Raw genomic sequence first — 24,058 nt, forward strand, 5'->3', positions numbered from 1 at the left:
TAAAAAATATGGCTCCAATTAAATATCGAAGCCATTTTTGTAATTCACAATGATATATCCTTTTTAACAATGTCTACTTTTTAGGGGGCAGACCAAAACGTTAGGTCCTTGAATTTTTAATAAAAGTCTTTTAGAGATTTAAAAACTTAGTCATTTAAAATTTTCAAAATAAAATCACCATATTTTTCAACCTTCACTTCTCCAAAACCTGAAACTTCTTTAAGCTCTGATTTTGTCTTAGGCATTTTTTCTAATAAACCAGTCATTTGTTTATCATTAAAAATAAAATATGGTTTTGTATTTTCTGCTCTACTCATTTGAAGTCTGTATTCCTTTAATTTCTTTATTAAGTTTTCATTATCATTTATAATATCACTATTATTATTGATTTTATTGCCTATACTATTATTAATAACAGTATTATTTATATTAACATTTATATTCTTTGTATTGTATATATTATTTATATTGTTACTTTTATCAATATTATTGGTAACAGAACTTTTATCTTCATTTATTATATTACTTTTAGCATTATTAATACTGCTATCATTTATTATTTCTTTATTATTAAATACAGTTTTAACATCATTCTTATAATCATAATTATCAACCAACTCTATTAATTCACGATACTTTTTTAAGAAGCTTAATTTACTTGATTTATGTAAGGCAAGTAACCTATCTGCAATCTCTTTCATTTCCTTATCGCTTAAAGACATTAAATCATATTTAGAATTAACTTCTTTTATGTAATTAATAAGTTGATCTGCTTTAATAACCTTATCCTTAATTTCCTTCTTAGCATATCTTGAATTTAAAACAGTTTTAGGATTTGCTAGTACTACTAGTGATTTATAATTATCATTAAAATATTTATCAAAAAGCATCTTAGAAATAAAATTACTTTTAGACTCTTTCTTTATTCTCTTTAACACTTCCAAATGCCTTTCATTTTGAGTTATTGGAGAATATATTCCTTCTTTTATAAACTTACCATTAAAATTATAAGTTCTTATGAAATTTCCTTGTGAGTTTATTTCTATATTTCCTATAAGGTTCTTACATTCAATTATAAATATTACTTTTCTTGTTACAACTATATAATCAATTTGTGCAGATAATTCATTAGTTTCTAAGCATATATCATGCAATATGTACATTTGTATTCCACTATTTTCCAGCTCAAAAGCTATATTATTTTCTCCTAATTCTCCAAGAGTTGCAATTTTCAACTCCTTTTCTATTCTTCCCTTTAGCCCTTCTGGTGCTCTGCTATGTAATTCCTGTAGTTTAAAAATATAATATTTTGCTTCACTCTCTTCCTTTAAAAATATAGGTTTATCTAGTTTGTTGAATAAAGCCATTTTGTACCTCTCATAAAGTATAATTTATAGTATATATAAATTATACTTTATAAATATATATATTCATATTAATTTATCAATATTTTACCAAATATCTATGAATTAAATGGCACTGTAATTAATTTAGTTTTTACTTATAATCTCTACTCTTCTTTAATAGAATTTAATATGCACTTTTATATTAATATTTAAGGAATAATAATAAGGAGATATTATGAGATATAGTACTTTTATAATTAATAAAAAACATAAATTATATAAAAAATATCTTAATAACTTAATTTTTATTTCTATTATAATAATTATCTTAATTGCTATTTGTCCCCTATACCTAAAAGATATCTTCGTTAAAGCTGATTATATATACTATATTTCAGAAAAAGGAAATGATAATAATATTGTCAATAAGGATAATCCATTACAAAGCCTTAATGAATTTAAAGACTTGTTAATTAAAGATATTAATAATAAAAAAATAACTCATGGCTCAATAAAAGTTTATATAGACAATGGAACATACAATTTTTCTGAAGGCTTTAAACTAGCTAATACAGACTTGTTAAATAAGGATATATCTATTTCCTTTATAGGTGAAAATAAAAATAAAGTATTTTTTTCAGGTGGCATTACCTTAGATAATAAAAAATTAAAATCTATCAATAATAATATCCTCAATATATTTAAAGATAAAATATACAGCTATGATTTGTCACAAGAAAATATAAATTTTAACTTAAAAGATAGTTCTATAGAAAAAGCTCCTGAAGTCTTTTCAGATGATAGAGCCTTAAGCTTAGCTAGATATCCAAATAATGATTTCATATTAACTAACAATATTATTAATAACAAAGATTTAAAAGGAAATGAAAAATATATATTTAATATAAAAGATGAGCTACCTAAAAATTTCAATTATGATAATGCATATGTAAATGGATATTGGTTTCACGATTGGAGTGATAGTACTGCAAAAATAGAAAATGTACCACTAGCATACTAGCTAGATGGGGACGCGATAATATAATAGAAAAAAACCTAATAAACAACTGCGCAAAATCAATAAGCTTTGATTACAGAGGTTTATCAGGCTCAAATTACGATACATTAAAATCAAGATTAACTGATGTTCCTTACAATGGTAAAGTTTGGATTGAAAAATATTCTGAAATACAAACTTTAGATACTAGTGATACTAGATTACCGTATGGAAACAAGATTATAAACAATAAACTAAAAAACATATCTAAAATAATAGTAAAAGATGCTGTAAAAGAATATAGAGATATCCTGTAAGCATTCCCAGTGGTGCTTGTGGGATGCCTTGCAATCCACTTGCTATAATCAGGTGTTCTTTTATGCCAGATGTTTCTTGTTGGTTGTGGATCATTACACTTTTTACAAAATGTACTAATCTACTATCATATTTTTACCTTTTTTTATATAATAGGTGTACTAAAACTAAACCTATATAAATTATAGCTCCAAAAGCAATTATTATAATTAATGTAATTATGTTTTGACTCATATGATATCCAATTAACCTTACTAATAAAAACATTATAAATCCAAATAATAAGTAAATACTATTTCTTTTTATATATATTTTTATATTTAAATCTCGTCTGACACACCAAAATTGAACAAACATAACTAAAAATTCTGCTGATATAGTTCCAATTGATGCACCATAAGATTTAAACTTCGGTATAAGAACTAAGTTAATTAATATGTTTGAAATAGCCCCTATACTCATCGATAGAACATATATTTTATCCAATTTATTAGGAATTAAATATTGAGTTCTAATTACACTTGCCCATGATGCAAATAATATTGTAATTGATAGAAGCGCTATTAAATTACCAGACTTAATAAACTCATCTCCAAAAAATATTGGTGCAAAAATATTTGATATTCCAGCTAAACCAAAACATAATGCTGAAGCTGTAATTGTAACAAACTGAAAAGAATTCTCTATATATAACTTTTGAAGTTTATGTTGTCCTTTGGATATTAAATTAGAAATACGTGGCAACATAACAGTTCCAAGAGCTGTTATTATCCCCATTGGCATAACAATAATTTTATCTGCATTTTCAAAGTACCCTACCTCAGTCATATTTGACATATTCCCAAGCATTATTTTACTCATAATTCTATAAAAACTATACGCTAATACAGGTAAAAAAAGCACCATAATTTCTTTAATATCTTTTTTCAAATTAATAAATGTTGGCTTGGATAAATTTATATATTTTTTTAGAAAACTCCATAATAATATCTGACTAACTAAAACGGAAGTTGCCATTATAAATGCATATATAAATAAATCTTCAGGTTTTTTAACAAAAATAAAAACAGCAACTACTGTTAATATCTTACAAATAGTATTTCTCATAACTGTAACTTTAAATTGCTCTATTCCAAAATAAAACCAACTTATATCAAATAAAGCTGATATTACTATTATCTCTTGTATCAATGCAATTTGATTATTTTCTGAAAAAATAACTGAATATATTGTATATATAAAAATAATTAATATTGAATTAATAAATTGGATTATATATATATTTGAGAATGTTTGACTCATTTTACCCTTATCATCTCTACATGCTGCAATACTTCTGTTACCATGATTGGATATTCCTAACATGGCAAATAATAAAAAATATGAAGCAACTGAATATGAATATGAATATGTTCCTAATGCTTCAACCCCTAGAATCCTAGAAATATAAGGTGACGTTATCATAGGAAGTATTAACGATAAAAATTGATAAAAAACATTATAGAATAAATTCTTTTTAATTGAGTTCATTATTTTCTCCTAATTAGTTTAAATGTATATTAAATTATACAAAAACTTTATTATTATTAAAAAATTTAAAATTATATACATTAAAAGTAATAAAAATAATAACTTATGTACTATTTTTCAACATATGCTATATAGTATTATATTTTATGAAGTAATTTAAAATTGTTATTAATAAATTTATAATATAATTATTAAGTTATACTATTAGATTAATACGCAAGATAATTGTACATTTTTTTATAATTACTTAAATCATATTATCTATATGATTATATAAAAATAATTAAATTCAAAACTAACTTATGTATTTATTTTTAAACAACTCACTATTACCTTATTAAAAATTCTTTAATTTACTTTTTTATAATCTTATTTTTCTAAAAAAGTAATATGAAAAATATAATACCATATATAGACATAACATTTGTCCATATGATTCTGCAATCATCATTACCATTAAACTTACGATTGTTGAACTCATAATCACACAGGTTAAATTATTTTGACCAAACTTTACAATATTATTTTTTACTATTACTAATTGAAAAACTAAACATAAAAAATAAAATAAGCCACCATTTAATAAAACTTGTAAATATTCATTATGCGCAGTTCTATAATCATTATAAATAAAAAAATAAACTATATTAGGCGTATTTTGTATTCCGTATCCTAAACAAGTTTTTTTTAATATCATTGTAATAGCTTCCTTCCATATATAAGTTCTCCCAGTCAAAGTTATATCTCTTTTAAGAAAATTTTCCAAAAACGGAGCTAAAACACCTGTTCCTCCAAAAACAACCAAAACTATAGATAAAATTAAAATTAGTTTATATAATGTATTCAAGTTAATTATCCTCTTCAAAAATTTAGCAAGTAAAATAAATATTATAAATGCCATAAATCCAATAATAGCAGTAGCACTCCAATAAAATATAATACTTATCACCGAAATTATAATATCTACTTTACACATTAATCCAATTTTACTTTTAAAATTGTATTCTCTACATAAGCTAAATCCCATCATAGTTATAAAATAAGGGCTAATTCCATTATCTAAACCTAAAAAATTATATCTTATTACTGCTGATGAGTATATATCATATACTTTATATAATCCATCTGGATACAAAATCATAGTAATAAAATTAATATATATCATAATCCTAAATGTATATACTATTCCTGTTAATAAATTTTCTTTATTTCTTTTTATATAATATGAAATTGTAAACAATATACCTAAACTCGTTACTAAATATCCTAAAAATTTTGAGTAACTTCCTCTATTTATAATAGTAGATATAAATAGTAATATTACGCTTAATATAGATATAATTGTAATATTAGAAATCTCTAATTTTTTAGATAAATCCAAAACATTGGCAATAGTAATTACTATAAATGATATTATTCTAAATACTACAGTCACCTTATAAATAAATTCATTAGTAATGGATAAATACGTTGTAAAGTAGGGTAATAAAAAGATTATAATTAATAAAATAGAAATTTTATCTTTACTTATTTTCATCTTTAATCACTTTCTTCTCTTTATTATACTGTTCTTCTAATGATTCATATAAATATTTATTAGAATATTCTTTTAAGGCATCAATTTTTTTATGAACTTCGATAAAATCAACTTTTTCCCATAAATCAATAACTTGTATTTTTTCTTTCGTTATTAATTTTTCTTCTAAACCTAATTGCTCTAATATAAATGAAGCTCTATCATCATTACTATTGGCTATATTACTTTTTATATACCAAAAATTTCTTTTAAATATTGATGCAAATACTGTTCCGTGAAAGGAAGATGTAAATACTAATTTTGCATCTTTAATTAAAGATAAAAACATTCTAGGACCACCGTTTGGTGCTAGTTTGAATCCGTAGTTCCACAATCCTCTTCTAACCCACTCTTTTGCATCAATTACGTATACAGGCATATTGTATTTTTTTGATATTTTTTGTATTTCCTTATTAATCTCTTTTGTGTACCACATTGAATAGTAAAATATATATTCTTCTTCCATCTTTGGAAATGCTAATTTAGACCATTCATCTGATGATATTAATAACGTAGGATCTGCAGTAATATCTATTTTTCTTCCAGCAAGTTCTTCCAGCCATAATTTAGCATTTCTTTCTCTAACTGAAATATTGTCAAAATCCATTAAATATTTTCTATATCTATTTTCTATTTCCTTCCCTTGTCCAATTATATTATTTGCTGCCATACTTGTTGCATATGCTATCTTCTTAACATTATTTTTGAACGATAAAAAATAAGCATCTTCAAAATCTAAACATTTAGTATTCCATACCTGATCACTTCCACAAATTAATATATTATAATCTAAGTGAGATTTCTCTAACTCTTCCGTACTACCATATTCTTTTTCTGATAAATTCAAATATTCATTTATAAATTTTCTATAATCTTCATAATTACTATTTATTTTCTTATAGAATATTCCAAACATTATATTTTTTATAATCTCTTTTATATTTTTAGGTTTTACTAATATAGAATAAAATCTTTTTTGACCTTCTCCTACAAAATTTATTAACTCATTATTGCTATTGGGAATATTATTTAATACTTGTTGCAATGCGTATGCTTGTAACATTGATCCACAGTTATATGAACTATGAAATGTAATTAATCCAATCCTGTTATCCATTCTTCACCCTCACCTTTACACTTAATTAATTCTTACATATAATTAATACAGGTATAATCATTCTATATTTTAATAATAATAAAATTATTTTCTTTTTTATACTTAATTTACTATACAAATATTGAAAACTTTTTAATTCTTCATAATAAGGTTTCTTTAATAAATAATTCTGTAATTCTTTTCGCTTCGCTAATATATTATTTTCATTTTTTGAATTTGCAAAATATCTTCTAATACATATAAATAATCCATTTAGTACTGTTTCATTATATATAATTTTTAATTCAGTATTATCAAAAACTTCTTTGCATATATCATTCAACTTTTTAAGAAAGTACTCATCATTTTTTAGTATTTTCTTATTATACGAATGAGTAATAGAACTTATATTTTTTCTATAATAATAAAATTCCTCATCGACAAATTTAATACTATTTGCTTTAGTAAATACATTAATATTAAAAATCATATCCTCTCCGTTAAATAGATTATGTTCAAATACTGCTTTATTTTTTGAAAGGAAGCCTTTATTATAAGCTTTACTACACACACTAAATAATTTTCTATTATTCAAATCAAACTTGGCCTCAAATCCTAATATTCCTTTTACTAGTTCTGATTTATTTCCTTTATAAAAATATTTCTCATTAAATCCTTTGTCAAAAACTATTACATCACAATTAGTTTCATATATGCTTTCATTAATAATGTTACACATATTTTTTTCAACAAAATCATCAGAATCAACAAATATTATCCAATCACCTTCTGCCTTTTCTAAACCATTTTGTCGTGCTGAACTAACTCCTTTATTTTCTTGATGGAATACTTTAATATTACTATATCTATCACTATATCTACTACATATATCTAAACTTCTATCTGTTGAGCCATCATCCACAAGTATCACTTCAAAATCTTTAAAATCTTGTAAAACTAAACTCTCTAAACACTCTTCTAAATAATTTTCACTATTATAAACTGGTACTATAATACTTAACATATAAACCACCCACTATTTTAATAATCTAATTATTACAGGAAAATACATGATAATAATACTGTATAATTTATATTTAAAAGGTATATTATTTGTTTTTATAAAAACTTTAAAATTCTTATTAATTATATCCTTTATATATGATATATTTTCTATATTTGAATTACTTTTTTGAATTAATAACTTTACATATATTTTTAATAGTATTACTACATAATTTGATTTGATGCATGCTCTAATATTTTCCCCATACATACTTTCATCTTTTAATATTATATTAAATGTATCTATTACCGACATTTGCTTCACATTAAAACTATTATTTACCAAACTATGATCATTATTAATATAGAAATAATATTTTTCACTTGTATAAATAATATTGTTAGAATTTTTACAATAGATATATGTAAATAATAAATCCTCACACATGCTTATATTTTCCCTAAATTCTAAATTTAACAAATCTATTTTTTCTTTCCTAAATAACTTATTACAAGCATATCCTCCAAAACTATTTATATTAAACAAATTATATATAGCTTCCTGGGAATTTAATTTTTGAACTCCATTACTCTTTCTATCATAAATCTCACAAACTGACATATCATACTTAATATCATAATTTATCAGGTTATGCAGTACCTCATACATACCATCATCTATATAATCATCCGCATCTACAAATCCAATATATTTTCCCTTAGAAATTTTAATTCCTTGATTTCTAGCATTAGAAACACCGTTATTTTCTATATGGATACATGATATATTTTTATAATTTTGAGAATAGGTTTTGCATATCTCCTCACTTCCATCATTTGAACCATCATCAACTAGTATTATTTCTATATTTTTATAAGTCTGATTTATTACACTATCAACACATTTGTTAAGATACTCCTTAGCATTATAAATTGGAATGATTACTGATATTAGCTCATTCATTTTCGCACCATTCCTTGTATGAATCACAATAAAAATCCTGCAGCTGCTTAGCTTGACTTTTTATATCATATCCTGAAAGCTTAATTAATTTAGATGTATCTTTTCTTTCATAATTATTGTTATATTTTAATATCTCGTTAGCCCACTTACTTAAACCACTATTTAGAGAAAGATATTCTATATTATCAGTCATAGTAGTTTCTTTAGTAATTCTATCTGATAAAATACATTTAAGTCCTGCTGCTTGAGCTTCAATAGCTGAAACTGGTAATCCTTCAAATAATGATGGTAATATAAACAAATCCATAGCTTGATATATCCTATCCATATCACTTCTTACACCTAAGAACTTAATATTATTTTCTAGACCTAATTTTTTAACCATATTCTTTATTTCATTTTCAAGTTCTCCTTCACCTAATAATAACAAGGTTACTTTATCATTTCTTTTATGAACCTCATTAAATACTTTAATTAGAAAAATATGATTTTTTTGAGTGTTAAATCTACCTACATGCCCAATTACAAAATTATTATTAATATCAAACTCTGTTCTTATATTATCACTCACATCTTTATTAAATTTAAATTTATCAACATCTATTGCGTTATTGTATACTATAAAATTCTCTTTCCTTCCAAAAATAAACTTCCCAGAATCAATTGAACATGCAAATAAATGTGTTGCATAAGTTTTATAAAACATATTCAAAACACTTTTCATATATCCTTTTATTCCACTATTTCTTTTTGCAATATGACTATGTGCTACCCTAATTGGAATTCCATTTTTTTTCGCTTCTCTAAGATAAAATACTCCAAAACTCTCCATATGCCCATGAACTATTTTATACTCAGGATGATTATTAAAAAATTTATTTAATTCTAATTTATACTTAATAAAGTTATTATCTTCTCTAATAGACAACCTATAAATTTTACCACCCATTCTTTCAATTTCATCATCATAAAATTGCCTTTCTGAATAATGCACTAAAAAATCTATTTTCACTTTTTCTCTGTCAATATTCCTATACATATTCATAATAAATGATTCTATTCCAGCACATTGCATCTTATAATTTACCATTAAAACTCTTATAGGCTTAGTCATAATTCACCTCAAATTTATTATTAATTTATAAGCTTTTCTTAAACTTATTTTCTATTTTCATATTTTTTAATCCACTTTAATGTTTCTTTTACTCCTTCAATTCTTGTATATGGCTGATTTGGTGCAATCTTTAAAGTATTACTCATATCATTTACTCCGTCATTTGTCATATTTCCATATCTAAAGCTAGTCATAGGAAATTTTATTTTAAATAATTTCAAAAAATCTCCAAAAATAGCTACACTTTTTATAATCCAAGCAGGCATTCTTGGAATTTTAAATCCTAACTCTTTTGCTATTTCATCTGCCCATTCATTAATTTCATAAGCTGGTTCGTCTCCTATGTAAAATACTTTATTATCTTCATCTAAAGTATTCGTAAAAAGTAATGATTCAACTTGATAAATGCTATTACCAATATATCCATATGTTTTATAACACTTTGTATTGCCTATGTGGAAATACAATCTCTTCATAACCATATCAAAAAAATTTCTATATGGTACTGCAAACCATGGCCCCCAAATAGATGTTGGTCTAATAATACACCAATCACAAGTAGGTCTATTCTCCCAAACTTTATTTTCTGTAATTACTTTACTTTCTCCATAAACTGTATGAGGATTATAATCACGTTGATTAACTGGTATATATCCATTAGGATTTACAAACTTAGAAGATGTAACAATTATCTTTTTTAATGTTGGAACTTTCATTGCTATTCTCATCATATTCTCAACGCCTATCGTATTAGAAGAATAATCATCTAGTGTCTTACCTTCAAGATCTGTACGAGCCGCTAAGTGAACGATATAATCCGGATTAAAAGCTAGCACCTCCTTTTCAAAATTTATATAATCTCTAATATCTATTTTGCTCCATATATTTTTTCGTTCTTTAATTTTGGGTTCTTCAATATCAATATTCTTTATTAAATATCCTTTTTGTATTAAATCTTCTATAATATTAGTTCCAATAAATCCAGAACCACCTGTAACTAAAATTCTTTCAGACATTTTTATTTACCCCCACTCCACTAAAGATACTTCTATTTACTATTTCTTTATTTATTAAATCTATTTCTTTCTTATATTTTCCAATAGCCACATCTTTTTTAATAAATTTATCAACGTATTCTTTACCCCTAAATCCAATCTTTTTATAGTTATCAATATCATTTAAAATATCAACTATTTTTTCATAAATAACTTCATATTGGCTTGGCTCAATGCAAACTCCACATCCACCTTCTTCAATGATAAGTCTTGCTTCTGAGCCTTCTTCCAATACTCCAAGCACTGTTTTCCCCGCTGCCATAACTCCATAAAGCTTGCTTGGAACAGAAACTCCTTTTATTCCTTTTGCATTAACAACCCAATGTACATCCCCTGCATTTAATGAGTAGTTTAAATCTTCTTTTGATTGGTATGGAATAAACTTAACGTTTGTTAAGTTATTTTCATTAACATAATCAACAAGCTTTTGCTTTACAGTTCCATCTCCAATAAAAGCAAATACTACATCTTCTCTATCACTAAATCTTCCTATTACTTTTATAAGATTTTCTAAATCATAATAAAGCCCAATATTTCCTGAGTACATTATTATAGTTTTATTTTCTAAAGAATATTTTTTTTTAAATTCTAATACTTTTTCATTATCACTTGGTAATGGGTAAATTTCTTTTTCATTTATCCAATTATTTATAAAAGTATTATTGGGAACCTTTTTATTTTTAAATCTATCTTTTAAAGTTTGTTGCATATCCCTTCCAACAACAATAACTTTATTTGATATCCTACATGATAGTTTGTCTAACCACATAACAAAGCCAAGTAGCAATTTATTTTTACTATATCCAACAGCCATAATTTGCTCTGGATTAAAATCTTGAATATTATATATAAATTTTGCACTTTTTATATACTTACCAATTACTCCTAGCATCCCACCTAAAATTGGAGGTTGAGATATTGAGAAAACATAATCTTGTTTACCACTTTTTAATGTAGCAACTATTGCTCTAAAGAAATAAGCTAGTAAATTTAATATTCTACTTTTCTTATTTTCTTTGCTAAACTCTGGCACCCTAACTCTTATTACCTTTATATCATTGATATTTTCAAAGTAGTATTTTTCTTTTTTATAATCATTATCTATCTTTCCAGTGTAGCTAGGAACAACACATATAACTGTAATATCGAAGTTTTTTTTCAATCCTTCACATAGCTCTTTTAATATTTGCCCTGTTGATGCTACATCTGGGTAATAATAGTGTGCATAAACTAATAGTTTTTTTCTCTCCTCCATATTTTAGTCACCTTTCTAATCTTTAAGCTTCATAATTTTCTAAATACCACTTATATGCTTCTTTTATTCCATCTTTAAGTTCCATTTTATATTTCCAGCCTTGGCTTTCTAATCTACTTACATCAAGAAGCTTTCTTGGAGTTCCATCTGGTTTTGAAGAATCCCAAACTATTTCTCCGCCATATCCAACTACTTCTTTTATAAGTTCTGCTAAAGCTTTTATAGTTATTTCTTTTCCTGTTCCTATATTAAAGAAGTCATTTCCTCCATAGTTTTCCATTAAGTAAATACATGCATCTGCCATATCTTCTGAATATAAAAATTCTCTAAGTGGTTTGCCACTTCCCCATACTACTACTTCTTTTGCTCCATTTACTTTTGCTTCATGGAATCTTCTTATAAGTGCTGGCATTACATGAGAATGTTCTGGATGAAAATTATCATATGGTCCATAAAGGTTAGTTGGCATAACACTTATAAAGTTTGTTCCATATTGCTTATTAAAATACTGGCACATCTTTAACCCTGATATTTTTGCAAGTGCATATGCTTCATTAGTTTCTTCTAAATATCCTGAAAGTAAGTATTCTTCCTTTATTGGTTGAGGACACATTTTAGGATAAATACAAGAACTTCCTAAAAACATAAGCTTTTTAACTCCATATTTATATGCGTTTCCTATTACATTGTTTTGAATCTGTAGGTTTTCAAATATAAAATCTGCTGGATAAGTTGAATTTGCATATATTCCTCCAACCTTTGCAGCTGCTAAAAATACATATTCTGGTCTTTCTTCTTTAAAAAAGTTTTCTACTGCTAAAGCATCCATAAGATCTAATTCTTTATGTGTTTTTCCTATTATATTTGTGCAACCTTTTTTCTTTAATTCTCTTACTATAGCTGAACCTACAAGACCTCTATGTCCTGCAACATAAATTTTGCTATCTTTATTCATATAATTCACCTTCTTACTTTGTTGCTGCTGCTTCATTTCTTGCAATAAATTCTTGTGAACCTAAACCTGCAATTTCTTTCATATCAGCATCTACCATAATTGAAACTAGATTTTTAAAGCTTATCTTTCTTTCCCAACCTAATTCTCTTTCTGCTTTAGTTGCATCTCCCCATAAAAGTTCAACTTCTGCTGGTCTAAAGTATCTTGGATTAACATCTACTAGTAACTTACCAGTTTCTTTATCATATCCCTTTTCATTTACTCCAGTACCTCTCCATTCTATTTCTATTCCAACCTCAGCAAATGCAAGTTCAACAAATTCTCTTACTGTATGAGTTTCATTTGTTGCTAAAACATAATCTTGAGGTTTTTCTTGTTGAAGTATAAGCCACATTCCATAAACATAATCTCCTGCAAAGCCCCAATCTCTCTTTGCATCTAAATTTCCAAGAGATAGTTTTTCTTGCTTTTCTGACATTATTGAAGCTACTGCTCTTGTAATTTTTCTTGTAACAAAAGTTTCTCCTCTTCTTGGCGATTCATGGTTAAATAAAACTCCATTACATGCAAACATATCATAGCTTTCTCTATAATTTACTGTTATCCAATATGAATATAATTTTGCTACTCCATATGGACTCTTTGGATAAAATGGTGTTTTTTCGCTTTGTGGTGCTGATTCTGGAAGCCCTCCAAATAATTCTGAAGTTGAAGCTTGATAAAATTTACACTTAACTCCACTTTCTCTTATTGCATCTAAAAGTCTTAATGTTCCAACTCCTGTAGCTTCTGCTGTGTATTCTGGAACTTCAAAGGATACAGCAACGTGAGATTGAGCTGCTAAATTATATATTTCAACTGGCTTAATTTTTTCTATTAATCTATTTAAATTTGATGAATCTGTTAAATCCCCATGATGTAGGAATAACTTTTTATTTCCTATGTCTGGATTCTCAAATAAATGATCTATCCTTGAAGTATTTATAGTTGAATGTCTTCTAACTATCCCATGAACTTCATATCCTTTTTCTAATAATAATTCTGCTAAATATGAACCATCTTGACCTGTTATACCTGTAATCAAAGCAACCTTTTTCACTTAAATTATTCCTCCACCTAAATTTATTTTCAAACAATACTTTTTAACTCTTTAACATTAACAACATTTGATTTTTTCCCTATTATAATTTTTCCATCATTTTCTATAACATATATATCACTTAGCCCTTCTACAACAACCTTATAATTAGAAGAAACTAATAAATTATTTTCACCTTTTATAGATTTGCCTTGTCCAATGACTACATTTCCCAAATTGTCTTTTTCTCTATATCTGTCTATCGCTTCCCAGCTACCTACATCATCCCATCCAATATCACTTGGAATAACATATACATCCTTTGAATTTTCTAATACAGAATAATCTATTGATATTGATTCTGTATTTTTATAATTTTCATTAATTAAAGCTTGTAAACTTTTAAGTTCTACATATGGTATCTTATGTAGGGCTTCATAAGTACTTGAAGAATATTTACTTATTTGCTCTAGTATATTTTCTACTCTCCATACAAACATTCCACCATTCCACAGATAATTACCTTCAGATATATACTCTACTGCTAATTCCTTGTTTGGCTTTTCTACAAATTTATCTACCTTTATAACCTCATGTTCTAGTCCTTGATTTTTGTTGTTACTGCATTTTATATATCCATAGCCTGTTTCTGGTCTTGATGGATACATTCCTAATGTTATTATTGCTTCGTTATTTTCTTCTAAGAATTTATCTGCATCTAATATAATATTTCTAAACTCTTCTTCATTTTTAATAAGATGATCAGAAGGCAATACAACCATAGTTGCATCTTTGTAATATTTTTCTATAACAAATGCTGATAATGCTATACATGGAGCAGTATTTCTTCCTTCTGGTTCAATAATTATATTTCTTTTTGGCAACTCAGGTAATTGTTCATTTATCAAGTCAACATAACTTTCTCCAGTACATACAAATATTCTTTCTATTGGTATAATAGGCTTTATTCTATTAACAGTCATTTGTATCATAGTTTCTTTATCTATTAAATTTAAAAATTGTTTTGGCTTTTCTTCTGTTGATAAAGGCCAAAATCTAGTTCCTTTACCTCCTGCCATAATTAAAGCACATAACATATTATCATCCCCCCTCTACTAACAAGCATTTTTATCTCCAAATAGTACAGCTACTGTCTTAAAAATCAATTTAATATCCAACCAAAAATTCATATCATTTGCATATTTTAAATCAAGCTTCATCCATTCATAAAAATCTATATTATTTCTACCTGAAACTTGCCAGTAGCATGTTAGCCCTGGTTTTACTTCTAGTCTTTTTAACATCCAAGATTCAAATTTTTCTACTTCTCTTGGAAGACTTGGCCTTGGCCCAACTAAAGTCATATCACCTTTTAAAACATTTAATAATTGTGGAAGCTCATCTATACTTGTTTTTCTTATAAACTTACCTACTTTAGTAATTCTAGGATCATTTTTCATTTTAAACATTGGACCTGACATTTCATTTTGTTTTGCTAACTTTTCTTTTAACTCTTCAGCATTTTGTACCATTGATCTAAATTTGTACATTTTAAATTCTTTCCCATTTAGACCTATTCTACTTTGTGAAAATATTGCTGGTCCCTTTGATTCTAATTTTATTAAAATAGCCACAATTAATAATATAGGGCTTAAAATTACTAATCCTAAAAATGAAGCTATAACATCTAAAGCCCTTTTAGATACTTCATATAAAATATTCTCTTTTCTTTCAATCTGAATAATTTCTTGCTCTTCAATTTGAAGTCTTTCCATGATTAAATCCCATCCCTTAAAATTTATTTCCATCTAATTTAAACTTTATTAAATATACCAAATAACCCTTTTTTCTCTTTTATTAAACTTCCCCCAAATTTAATTTCTTTATTATTCAAAAGATTTTCCCCAGAATCTAGTAAATAATTTGCATATTTTTTATTAAAACTCTCCAAGTAATTTATGGCATTTTGCATATTTGCATTTCTTTTTGTATCTCTATGTGCATCTGAACCAACAAAGCTGTATATATTATTTTTTAAATATATCTCTGTAGTTTTTTTAACTTCTTTTCCAAAATCTCCTGTTAAACTATCCTTATTTACCTGAAAAAGAAATCCTTCCTTAATAAATTCATTTATCAAAGAAGGATTTTTTATAAACTTTTGATATCTTTCTGGATGAGCTATAACTGGTACTATTCCCTTTAGTTGTAACTCATAAATATTCTCAATAGCTTCTTTAATAGAAAAATCCCTCATGTTGAATTCAATTAGCATGTATCTTGAATTATTTATGGTCCCTATATAATTATTAATGTAGTTTTCATATATTTTGTCTGTATAATAAACCTCTTGCCCTTGATAAATATCAAGATTTATTTCTTCTCTTATAGCTAGTTTCATTATATCTTCTGTTCTCTTTTTCACTTCATCTAAGGTCGCCTCAAAATACCCTGGCATATAATGAGGAGTAAGAACTAACTTAGTAGTTCCACCCTCAACAGCTTGTCTTAACATATTCAAAGTCATGTCCCTAGATTTAGATCCATCATCAATTTCCCAAATTAAATGAGAATGTAAATCTACCATAAAAAAACCTCCGAAATTCAATTGATAATTAATAATTGACAAATGTCCATTGTCCTTACTTTTCTCCGTAGTAGTAATAATATTTATTTCTACTATTATCTACTCCATTTAATACTGTTCCAATAATATTTGCATTTACCTTCTTTAAAAGGTTTATTGCATTTTCTACCGAATCCTTTTTTGTTCTTTCTGCTTTAACCACTATTATTGTTCCATCTGACTTTGTAGAAAGTATTTGTGAATCTGTAACAGCTTGTACAGGCGGAGTATCTAAAATTATATAATCGAAATTATTTTTAAGTTCTTCTAATAATACAGTCATTGTCTTAGATGAAAGCATTTCAGATGGATTAGGTGGTATTTTCCCTGAAGTTAGTATTACTAAGTTTTTATTATATCTATGAATTGCTGTAACTAATTCTTCTTTACCTATTATTACATCTGATAAACCTATTATATTTGAAACTTTAAATTTTTTATGTAACGATGGTTTTCTTAAATCACAATCTACTAATATTACTTTTTTATCTCCTTGAGCCAAACATAAAGCAAGATTGCCTGCTGTTGTTGATTTTCCTTCTCCTGGCTCAGAGCTTGTTACCATTATTACTTTATATTCTTTATCAAAAGATGAGTATTGTATATTTGTTCTTAATGTTCTATAACTTTCTGCTGCTATAGACTTTGGTTGTTTTTCTACTATAAACATAACATCCTCCTAAAGTTCCTTTACTGTAGGAATTAAACCAATTACTGGTACTTCTAGTTCTCTTTCTAATTGTTCTTTAGTTTTAAATGTATTATCTAAGAATTCTAGTAAGAATGCTAATCCTACACTTGCCATTAGCCCTAATAAAAATGCTATTGCAATGTTCATTTTTTTATTTGGACTTACTGGCTTTTCTGGTAATTGAACTTCTTCTATTACTCTTATATTTCCATTTGGAACTAAATCCTTGGATGTTCTTATAAACTCCTTAGATACTTCTTTGATTACATCCTTTGCTTCTTCTGGACTATTGCTTTTATATTGTATTTGTAGAATTTGTGTATCTGTAACTGAAAGTACAGTTAAACTTTTCAAAACATTTTCTGCATCTAAATCATAACTTGTCTTATTTAAAGCCTTAGAAACTAAATCTCTTGTTTTTATTGTTTCTGAGTAAGTTTTCATAAGCTTTTGATACATAATTACATCATTTTGATTATAACCCTGTGTATCACTGTCATCTTTACCTATAAAAACTTTTGTACTAGCCTCATACTGTGGCTTAATTACAAAAAAGCTTAATACAGCTGATATAATTGTAGCTATTAATGTAATTGAAACTATCATTAACCATCTCTTTTTTAAGGCTTCAAACAATTCATCTAATCTTATTACTTGTTCTTCCAACTTAATTCCTCCTACTAAATAATCACATTTTCAGTTTATTATACCATTAAAAACTATATTATTTACATATTTTTAGATGAATTTAAGTAAAATTTATATTCCTATTAAACTTTTTATTAATTTTTCTATACATCACTATTTTTTATTTATATATAATAACTTGAATATTTAATCATAATTCTAAAACCTACACTTTGTTAAATTATTTTAAAATATGTTAAATTATATTAACAGTATAAAATTATAGCACATTTGCATATTTATGTTTTATTTTTTCGTCAACATATTTAGCTAAATTTCAACTATTCTAATGTAAACTACATTTTTTAATGTTGTCTTAAGATTTTTTTGTATATTTTATTTAGTTATTTTAAAATTTAGCTAAAAATATATATTTTATTTGAATAATATTTTTTAATGTTTTTAATAATATATTATTTATCTTAGAACTTATCTTAAATCAAATAATTTAACTTATATTTGATTCTATCAACGTTAAGTCAATTATTATATATTTAATTTCAATTTTAATATTATTTAAATATATATTAAATTTATCATTTTTTGTCGTTTAATTACCTTATATTAAATGCATTATCAATCCCCATAAATATTCATATATTCTTCATATTTATGCTTATATTTAATGTTTAAAATAAGATACTCAGTAACTTCTGAATATCTATCTAAAAATACCCACTTTTTTCTTTTTAGGACTTTTTAAAATTCTTTTTGCCCTTGAGCCTTCTGGATTTAGTATGAATAAGCTTTTTTTACTTAAATCTTCTATTGATTTATCTATATAAGCTTCTTCTATCTTCTCCTCAAAACCAACAAAATTATATATATCTTTTTTTAATAAAGCCTTGGCTGTTTTTTGAATCTTTTTTCCATGAATCCCTTTTAAGCTTCCTGGATCTAATTGAAATAGACATTCTTCATTTAATAGTTTGTCTATTTTTTTATTATCTTTTATTATTTCTTCCATTTTTTCTGGACTAATTATTATAGGTGTTAAATTTCGTATTTTATATTCAAAAACTATTTCTAATAAATCATCTATCTTATTTGATTCTTCAACATCTAGTAAAACAAAATTAGTTTCATTTATACCACCTAAAATTTCATCTATATAGTATTTTACATTTTCATAATTATCTCTTAGTAAATTTCCTGAATATAAAGTTAAATCTATATTTTTCACTTTTAAATATGAATTTAATTCTTCTACTATTTTTTTAACTTCTTCTATTGTAGTTTTGCTATCTTCATCATAATATGCAGGAGCTAAAACAAGTCTTTTTATATTGCATTTTGCTGCTTCCTCTATTTTTTTAAGTAGAACTGTTGACTTAAAATCTCCATGTATAACTAATTCCTTAAAAATTAAGTTTACAAATACCATTTTATCCCCTCATTCCATTTTTTATAATTTTAATTATAAATCCAAAAATTCATTTAAACCACACATTTTCTTCTACAGTTTTAGACAGTATATAAGTAAGTTTATTTATTATATGTAATTTTATCCCTTTAAATGTTAAATTAAGGATTTGAATAGACATATTTTGTTCATATCTTAGTTACCTTTAATTGATCTTATAATGAAATTAACTTGAATGAAATAATTATTCTTATTTTTTGTACTTTTTGGGCAAAAAATTTCTTATATTTTTTTCTCAATTTTTCTTTTTCAAAGATATTTACTTAATGAAAGAACTTATAAAGGCGGAGGAGAAAATTTTATGGAAGATTTGTTAATGAGAGATTTGTTATTAAAAGCTAAAAATAATGACTCTAGTTCAAAAGAAGAAATTATAAAGATGTATTATCCATTAATTATAAAAGAAGCTAAAACAATTTATCTAAAGAATAAATCCTTTGAAGATATTGTTCAAATCGGTGTTATAAATTTGCTTCATGTTATAGATGTTTTTGATTTATCTAAGAATGTTGATAAGTTTCCATCTTATGCCCTTTGGGCAATAAAAAATGGTTATAAATATCTTTGCAGAAGTCAAATTAAATATAATTCTGAATTTAGTTTAAATAATGTTAATGAGGATGGGCGTGAGCTTGGAGATAGTATAATAGATGAAAATATAAATGTTGAAGATACTGTTATTAAAAGTGCTGTAAATGAAAATCTTCATTTAGCTTTAAAAAAGCTTGATTATGAAGAAAGAGATCTTATTGACTTTTTGTATATATCAAATGATAAACCTAATCTATCTCGATATTGTGCATTAAAAGAAAAGGATTATTACTATTGTTGTTGTTTGAAAAAAAGAGCTCTGAAGAAGCTTAAAAATATGATGCTTAATTTTTATTAGTAATTATCTTTAAACATAATTATTATTATATAAAGTAAAAAGGACTATTGATTTTTCTTTCAATAGTCCTTTTTATATTTCATTGTATAAAAAATTATAAAAGTTTACGTTAAGCTTAAATAAATTCAAATAATAATCAAACCTTTTAATATTGGCTTTTTTATTATAAATAATATTATATCTAATGCTGAATTTTAAAGTTTTATCCATAGCTTTATCATTGTCTCCTGTTGCCTTTGTAGTTTTTATATTTTACTACTATCTTCTTTTGATGCTATCTTATTTTTAATAGATTTGAATCATTTCTTAGCTTTTCCATTATTTTATCCTTCATATATCTAAGCTTATGGTATTCGATATTTGTTCTTTTAGAATACTCTTTTAAAGTTATACCTTGTACATAAATAGTATTAAGTAAAGCTTTTTCTTCTTTATTAAGCTTCTCTATGGATTTAAATAGAATGCCACTCAACTCCTTTTTAATACACTCTTCTGAAACATCTGTATCTTTATCTATGATTTCTTCTACGTCTATTGAATTGGTTATTTCTCTATTTAGCTTATTCTCATAGTACTTATTAGTTGCTTTTTCTATTTCTTTGTACATCTTATTTTTTATGCATTTTTGTACGTAAGCAGGAAAAGAATCACTTAAATCAGTATTAAATTTTTCTACGGATTCAATAATTGTAAGCCTCGCTATTTGCTTAATATCCTCTTCACTATACCCGTAAATATAATAGCTAATTGAAGTTTTGTAAACTAGTGGTTCAAAGTTTTTTAATATTTCTTCCATTGACTTTTTATCCCCATGTTTAGCCCTCACTATTAATTGATTCATAAATTCATCTCCTCAATAATTTATAATTAAATTATATCAAACGCACGTTCGTCATGCTATAATTTCTTATCGCAATTTCTGACAGTGAAATTTTATTTCAATAAAATTTTCATTTTTTTGCATTATAGATTATACTAGATATAAAGAGTTATTTTTTACTTAATTTATTTTCTTGGAAGGAGATACATATGAACCATAATATAAAATTAATTTGCATCGATATGGATGGAACTTTATTAAATAGCAAACACGAAATTAGTGAAAGAAATAAGGAAGCTCTAAAAAAGGCAAATAGCTTAGGCGTTAAGATTGCTATTACTACTGGAAGACTTTTTTGTTCTGCAAGATATTACGCTGATTTAATTGGAATTGATTCTCCAGTTATAGGCTCTAATGGAGCATATATAAAACATAAATATGATGATATAGCTATTTTAGAAAATCCTATTCCTAAAAATATAGCTATTGAAATTTATAAAATTGTTAAGAAGCATGGATTAACTGTTAACTTTAATAGTTGGGATACACTTATTAGGGAGGATGAAGTTCCTGCAACTCATGCTTATACTATAATGAATAAGGATTTACCAGATGATAAAAAAGTTAAATTTATAGTTAATAGTGATGTGATTGAAACAATAAGTAACTTTGACGGAAAAATTCTTAAAGGTATTGTTATTGAGGAAGCTGAAAATAAGGATAACTTATGGGCAGCTAAAGATGAACTTAAAGAAACATTTGGTGATAGACTTCATGTTGTTAGTTCTGGAACTGATAACTTTGAAGTTATGGTTGGAACTACTTCTAAAGGAAATGCAGTTGCGCATTTAGCTGATACTTTTAATATAAATCCAGAAGAAGTTATGTGTATAGGTGATTCTGAAAATGATATTTCAATGCTTAAATTTGCTGGAGTTAGTGTTGCTATGGGAAATGGCCTTCAAATGGTAAAAGATATTGCAGATTTCGTTACTGACACTAATAATAACGATGGTGTAGCTAAAGCAATTGAAATGTTTGTCTTAAAATAATCTTAATAACTTAATAAAAAGCTATGAGTTTTCTCATAGCTTTTTAAAAAATTTTAAATTATAATTTATAAATCTTTTCTCTATTATTAACAACTTCTTTAGTTGCATTTCTTGTATCGTAAACAACTTTAGCTCTATCAACTATTTGTTCATAGTCATAAACACTATGGCCTGTTGTTATAACTACCATATCTGCTTCATCTATAACTTCTTTCCAATCTACTGAATAATAAGTTTTTCCTTTGTATTTAGCAGTATCACAGAAAGGATCATTAACTATAACTTCTGCACCATTCTTTTCTAATAATTCTATAACTTTAAATGATGGTGATTCTCTATAATCATCGATATCATTCTTATATGCTAACCCCATAACTAATACTTTTGATCCATTTAAAGCCTTTTTATGCTTATTTAATATCTTCATGATATTTTCTAAAACAAAATCTGGCATAGAATCGTTGATGATTCCTGATGTTTCAATAAGCTTAGTATGATAATCGTATTCCTTAGCTTTCCATTCTAAGTAGAAAGGATCTAATGGAATACAGTGTCCACCAAGCCCTGGACCTGGATAAAATGGCATAAATCCATATGGCTTAGTTTTAGCAGCATCTATAACTTCCCATACATCTATTCCCATTCTGTTACAAAGAATAGCCATTTCATTTGCTAAACCTATATTTATATTTCTAAATGTATTTTCTAATATCTTTTCCATTTCAGCTACTGCTGGTGAAGAAACTTTATGAATTTCCCCTTCTAACACATTTTCATATAAAGCAGCTGCTATTTCTGTACACTCCGCGGTGCATCCACCAACTACTTTCGGAGTATTTTTAGTATTATAGCTCTTGTTACCTGGGTCTACTCTTTCTGGAGAGAATGCTAAGAAGAAATCTTCTCCACACTTTAATCCACTTTCTTCTAATATTGGCTTAAGTACTTCTTCAGTAGTTCCTGGATAAGTAGTACTTTCTAATATTACTATCATACCTTTATGTAAATACTTTGCAACATCTTTTGTTGAATTTACAACGTATGATAAATCTGGTTGCTTATATAAATCAAGTGGAGTTGGTACACAAATACAAACTGTATCTACATCTCTTATAAAGCTAAAATCTGTAGTTGCTCTTAAAAGCCCTTTTTCTGTTAATTCTTTTAATTCATCATCTACAACATCTCCAATATAGTTTTGACCCTTATTAACCATTTCTACCTTTTGATCTTGAACATCAAACCCTATTGTTTGATATCCTGCATTTGCTTTTTCAACTGCTAAAGGTAATCCAACATAACCTAGACCTACTACACCAACTTTTGCAGTTTTATTATTTATTTTTTGTAATAATTCATCTTTTAAAACTGACATTATTTTTCCTCCTAATCAATTAAAAACTTGATAATTGATATTATAAAATTGTTATATTTTTATTTTTAGATTATATAAGTTTCTATATTTTAATTAATTATTATATTTTACTACATTTTTCAATTAATTATTGCTTATTTAATTATTATATTAGGTATATTATAGTTATTTATTGATTTTTTGATTTTTTTGTTTTTATGTTTTTTGGG

Annotated in this window: 22 protein-coding genes; 3 read left to right on the plus strand and 19 right to left on the minus strand. The window is 25.6% G+C overall.

Annotated elements, in window-relative coordinates:
• Window positions 1–146: 146 nt before the first annotated feature.
• On the minus strand, window positions 147–1,367 hold the full coding sequence (locus J2Z25_RS17970) for an HRDC domain-containing protein (protein WP_209741521.1): 1,221 nt from the start codon (window positions 1,365–1,367) through the stop codon (window positions 147–149).
• Window positions 1,368–1,581: 214 nt separating this feature from the next.
• Here J2Z25_RS17970 and J2Z25_RS17975 point away from each other — a divergent pair, with 214 nt between their 5' ends.
• Entirely contained in the window at window positions 1,582–2,367 is a 786-nt protein-coding gene (locus J2Z25_RS17975; protein ID WP_209741522.1) for a hypothetical protein, read from the plus strand.
• Window positions 2,368–2,793: 426 nt separating this feature from the next.
• Here J2Z25_RS17975 and J2Z25_RS17980 read toward each other — a convergent pair whose 3' ends face one another.
• The 16 genes from J2Z25_RS17980 to J2Z25_RS18055 form a co-directional block, all read right to left on the minus strand.
• Window positions 2,794–4,188: a flippase gene (locus J2Z25_RS17980; protein WP_195624519.1), complete on the minus strand. Its 1,395-nt coding sequence runs from the start codon at window positions 4,186–4,188 to the stop codon at window positions 2,794–2,796.
• 361 nt (window positions 4,189–4,549) lie between these two features.
• A complete protein-coding gene (locus tag J2Z25_RS17985; RefSeq protein WP_209741523.1) occupies window positions 4,550–5,725 on the minus strand; it encodes an O-antigen ligase family protein in 1,176 nt (391 codons plus the stop codon).
• A complete protein-coding gene (locus J2Z25_RS17990) occupies window positions 5,712–6,881 on the minus strand; it encodes a polysaccharide pyruvyl transferase family protein (protein ID WP_209741524.1) in 1,170 nt (389 codons plus the stop codon). The genes J2Z25_RS17985 and J2Z25_RS17990 overlap by 14 nt, the downstream gene beginning before the upstream one ends.
• 25 nt (window positions 6,882–6,906) lie before the next feature.
• Window positions 6,907–7,884: a glycosyltransferase gene (locus tag J2Z25_RS17995; protein WP_195624522.1), complete on the minus strand. Its 978-nt coding sequence runs from the start codon at window positions 7,882–7,884 to the stop codon at window positions 6,907–6,909.
• A 12-nt stretch (window positions 7,885–7,896) separates the two neighbouring features.
• Window positions 7,897–8,829 carry a glycosyltransferase family 2 protein gene (locus J2Z25_RS18000; protein ID WP_209741525.1) on the minus strand — a complete coding sequence of 311 codons (933 nt, stop codon included), beginning with the start codon at window positions 8,827–8,829 and terminating at the stop codon, window positions 7,897–7,899.
• A complete protein-coding gene (locus tag J2Z25_RS18005) occupies window positions 8,822–9,943 on the minus strand; it encodes a glycosyltransferase family 1 protein (RefSeq protein ID WP_195624524.1) in 1,122 nt (373 codons plus the stop codon). Before J2Z25_RS18005 ends, J2Z25_RS18000 begins: the two co-directional genes overlap by 8 nt.
• Window positions 9,944–9,987: 44 nt before the next feature.
• Window positions 9,988–10,959, minus strand: a complete 972-nt coding sequence (locus J2Z25_RS18010) for an NAD-dependent epimerase/dehydratase family protein (protein WP_209741526.1) — start codon at window positions 10,957–10,959, stop codon at window positions 9,988–9,990.
• Window positions 10,952–12,253, minus strand: coding sequence for a glycosyltransferase family 4 protein (locus J2Z25_RS18015; protein ID WP_209741527.1), 1,302 nt, complete (start codon window positions 12,251–12,253; stop codon window positions 10,952–10,954). Before J2Z25_RS18015 ends, J2Z25_RS18010 begins: the two co-directional genes overlap by 8 nt.
• A 22-nt stretch (window positions 12,254–12,275) precedes the next feature.
• A complete protein-coding gene (locus J2Z25_RS18020) occupies window positions 12,276–13,208 on the minus strand; it encodes a GDP-L-fucose synthase family protein (protein ID WP_209741528.1) in 933 nt (310 codons plus the stop codon).
• A gap of 13 nt (window positions 13,209–13,221) precedes the next feature.
• Window positions 13,222–14,307, minus strand: a complete 1,086-nt coding sequence (gene gmd / locus J2Z25_RS18025) for a GDP-mannose 4,6-dehydratase (protein WP_142690576.1) — start codon at window positions 14,305–14,307, stop codon at window positions 13,222–13,224.
• Between the two features lie 29 nt (window positions 14,308–14,336).
• On the minus strand, window positions 14,337–15,383 hold the full coding sequence (locus J2Z25_RS18030; RefSeq protein ID WP_209741529.1) for a mannose-1-phosphate guanylyltransferase: 1,047 nt from the start codon (window positions 15,381–15,383) through the stop codon (window positions 14,337–14,339).
• Between the two features lie 18 nt (window positions 15,384–15,401).
• Window positions 15,402–16,061 (minus strand): sugar transferase, encoded by a 660-nt coding sequence (locus tag J2Z25_RS18035; protein WP_111928250.1) that lies wholly within the window; start codon window positions 16,059–16,061, stop codon window positions 15,402–15,404.
• Between the two features lie 38 nt (window positions 16,062–16,099).
• The gene (locus J2Z25_RS18040) at window positions 16,100–16,873 is read right to left on the minus strand and encodes a tyrosine-protein phosphatase (protein ID WP_209741530.1); all 774 of its coding nucleotides are present in this window, start codon (window positions 16,871–16,873) and stop codon (window positions 16,100–16,102) included.
• A 55-nt stretch (window positions 16,874–16,928) separates the two neighbouring features.
• The gene (locus J2Z25_RS18045) at window positions 16,929–17,582 is read right to left on the minus strand and encodes a CpsD/CapB family tyrosine-protein kinase (protein WP_209741531.1); all 654 of its coding nucleotides are present in this window, start codon (window positions 17,580–17,582) and stop codon (window positions 16,929–16,931) included.
• A gap of 9 nt (window positions 17,583–17,591) precedes the next feature.
• Window positions 17,592–18,269: a YveK family protein gene (locus tag J2Z25_RS18050; RefSeq protein WP_209741532.1), complete on the minus strand. Its 678-nt coding sequence runs from the start codon at window positions 18,267–18,269 to the stop codon at window positions 17,592–17,594.
• 682 nt (window positions 18,270–18,951) lie between these two features.
• Window positions 18,952–19,674 carry a CpsB/CapC family capsule biosynthesis tyrosine phosphatase gene (locus tag J2Z25_RS18055; RefSeq protein ID WP_209741533.1) on the minus strand — a complete coding sequence of 241 codons (723 nt, stop codon included), beginning with the start codon at window positions 19,672–19,674 and terminating at the stop codon, window positions 18,952–18,954.
• 340 nt (window positions 19,675–20,014) lie between these two features.
• Between J2Z25_RS18055 and J2Z25_RS18060 the strand changes: the two genes are divergently transcribed.
• Window positions 20,015–20,602 (plus strand): sigma-70 family RNA polymerase sigma factor, encoded by a 588-nt coding sequence (locus tag J2Z25_RS18060; protein ID WP_209741534.1) that lies wholly within the window; start codon window positions 20,015–20,017, stop codon window positions 20,600–20,602.
• A gap of 274 nt (window positions 20,603–20,876) precedes the next feature.
• Here J2Z25_RS18060 and J2Z25_RS18065 read toward each other — a convergent pair whose 3' ends face one another.
• Window positions 20,877–21,443, minus strand: coding sequence for a sigma-70 family RNA polymerase sigma factor (locus tag J2Z25_RS18065; protein WP_099345807.1), 567 nt, complete (start codon window positions 21,441–21,443; stop codon window positions 20,877–20,879).
• Between the two features lie 188 nt (window positions 21,444–21,631).
• Here J2Z25_RS18065 and J2Z25_RS18070 point away from each other — a divergent pair, with 188 nt between their 5' ends.
• Window positions 21,632–22,474, plus strand: coding sequence for a Cof-type HAD-IIB family hydrolase (locus J2Z25_RS18070; RefSeq protein WP_097033164.1), 843 nt, complete (start codon window positions 21,632–21,634; stop codon window positions 22,472–22,474).
• Between the two features lie 58 nt (window positions 22,475–22,532).
• Here the strand turns inward: J2Z25_RS18070 and J2Z25_RS18075 are convergent, their stop codons facing one another.
• Window positions 22,533–23,849, minus strand: a complete 1,317-nt coding sequence (locus J2Z25_RS18075) for a nucleotide sugar dehydrogenase (protein ID WP_008680701.1) — start codon at window positions 23,847–23,849, stop codon at window positions 22,533–22,535.
• Window positions 23,850–24,058: the final 209 nt, after the last annotated feature.

The sequence above is a fragment of the Clostridium tertium genome, from assembly GCF_017873245.1.
GTDB lineage: Bacteria > Bacillota > Clostridia > Clostridiales > Clostridiaceae > Clostridium > Clostridium tertium.

Bases quoted from the DNA above. Each gene is read 5' to 3' on its own strand.
- J2Z25_RS17995 (WP_195624522.1), bottom strand. From the start codon at position 7,884: ATGTTAAGTATTATAGTACCAGTTTATAATAGTGAAAATTATTTAGAA.
- J2Z25_RS18065 (WP_099345807.1), bottom strand. From the start codon at position 21,443: ATGAATCAATTAATAGTGAGGGCTAAACATGGGGATAAAAAGTCAATG.
- J2Z25_RS18000 (WP_209741525.1), bottom strand. From the start codon at position 8,829: ATGAATGAGCTAATATCAGTAATCATTCCAATTTATAATGCTAAGGAG.
- J2Z25_RS17975 (WP_209741522.1), top strand. From the start codon at position 1,582: ATGAGATATAGTACTTTTATAATTAATAAAAAACATAAATTATATAAA.
- J2Z25_RS18045 (WP_209741531.1), bottom strand. From the start codon at position 17,582: ATGTTTATAGTAGAAAAACAACCAAAGTCTATAGCAGCAGAAAGTTAT.
- J2Z25_RS17985 (WP_209741523.1), bottom strand. From the start codon at position 5,725: ATGAAAATAAGTAAAGATAAAATTTCTATTTTATTAATTATAATCTTT.
- J2Z25_RS18020 (WP_209741528.1), bottom strand. From the start codon at position 13,208: ATGAATAAAGATAGCAAAATTTATGTTGCAGGACATAGAGGTCTTGTA.
- J2Z25_RS18060 (WP_209741534.1), top strand. From the start codon at position 20,015: ATGGAAGATTTGTTAATGAGAGATTTGTTATTAAAAGCTAAAAATAAT.
- J2Z25_RS17990 (WP_209741524.1), bottom strand. From the start codon at position 6,881: ATGGATAACAGGATTGGATTAATTACATTTCATAGTTCATATAACTGT.
- J2Z25_RS18040 (WP_209741530.1), bottom strand. From the start codon at position 16,873: ATGGTAGATTTACATTCTCATTTAATTTGGGAAATTGATGATGGATCT.
- J2Z25_RS18035 (WP_111928250.1), bottom strand. From the start codon at position 16,061: ATGGAAAGACTTCAAATTGAAGAGCAAGAAATTATTCAGATTGAAAGA.
- J2Z25_RS18075 (WP_008680701.1), bottom strand. From the start codon at position 23,849: ATGTCAGTTTTAAAAGATGAATTATTACAAAAAATAAATAATAAAACT.
- J2Z25_RS18070 (WP_097033164.1), top strand. From the start codon at position 21,632: ATGAACCATAATATAAAATTAATTTGCATCGATATGGATGGAACTTTA.
- J2Z25_RS18005 (WP_195624524.1), bottom strand. From the start codon at position 9,943: ATGACTAAGCCTATAAGAGTTTTAATGGTAAATTATAAGATGCAATGT.
- J2Z25_RS18055 (WP_209741533.1), bottom strand. From the start codon at position 19,674: ATGGTATTTGTAAACTTAATTTTTAAGGAATTAGTTATACATGGAGAT.
- J2Z25_RS18010 (WP_209741526.1), bottom strand. From the start codon at position 10,959: ATGTCTGAAAGAATTTTAGTTACAGGTGGTTCTGGATTTATTGGAACT.
- J2Z25_RS17970 (WP_209741521.1), bottom strand. From the start codon at position 1,367: ATGGCTTTATTCAACAAACTAGATAAACCTATATTTTTAAAGGAAGAG.
- J2Z25_RS18030 (WP_209741529.1), bottom strand. From the start codon at position 15,383: ATGTTATGTGCTTTAATTATGGCAGGAGGTAAAGGAACTAGATTTTGG.
- J2Z25_RS17980 (WP_195624519.1), bottom strand. From the start codon at position 4,188: ATGAACTCAATTAAAAAGAATTTATTCTATAATGTTTTTTATCAATTT.
- J2Z25_RS18015 (WP_209741527.1), bottom strand. From the start codon at position 12,253: ATGGAGGAGAGAAAAAAACTATTAGTTTATGCACACTATTATTACCCA.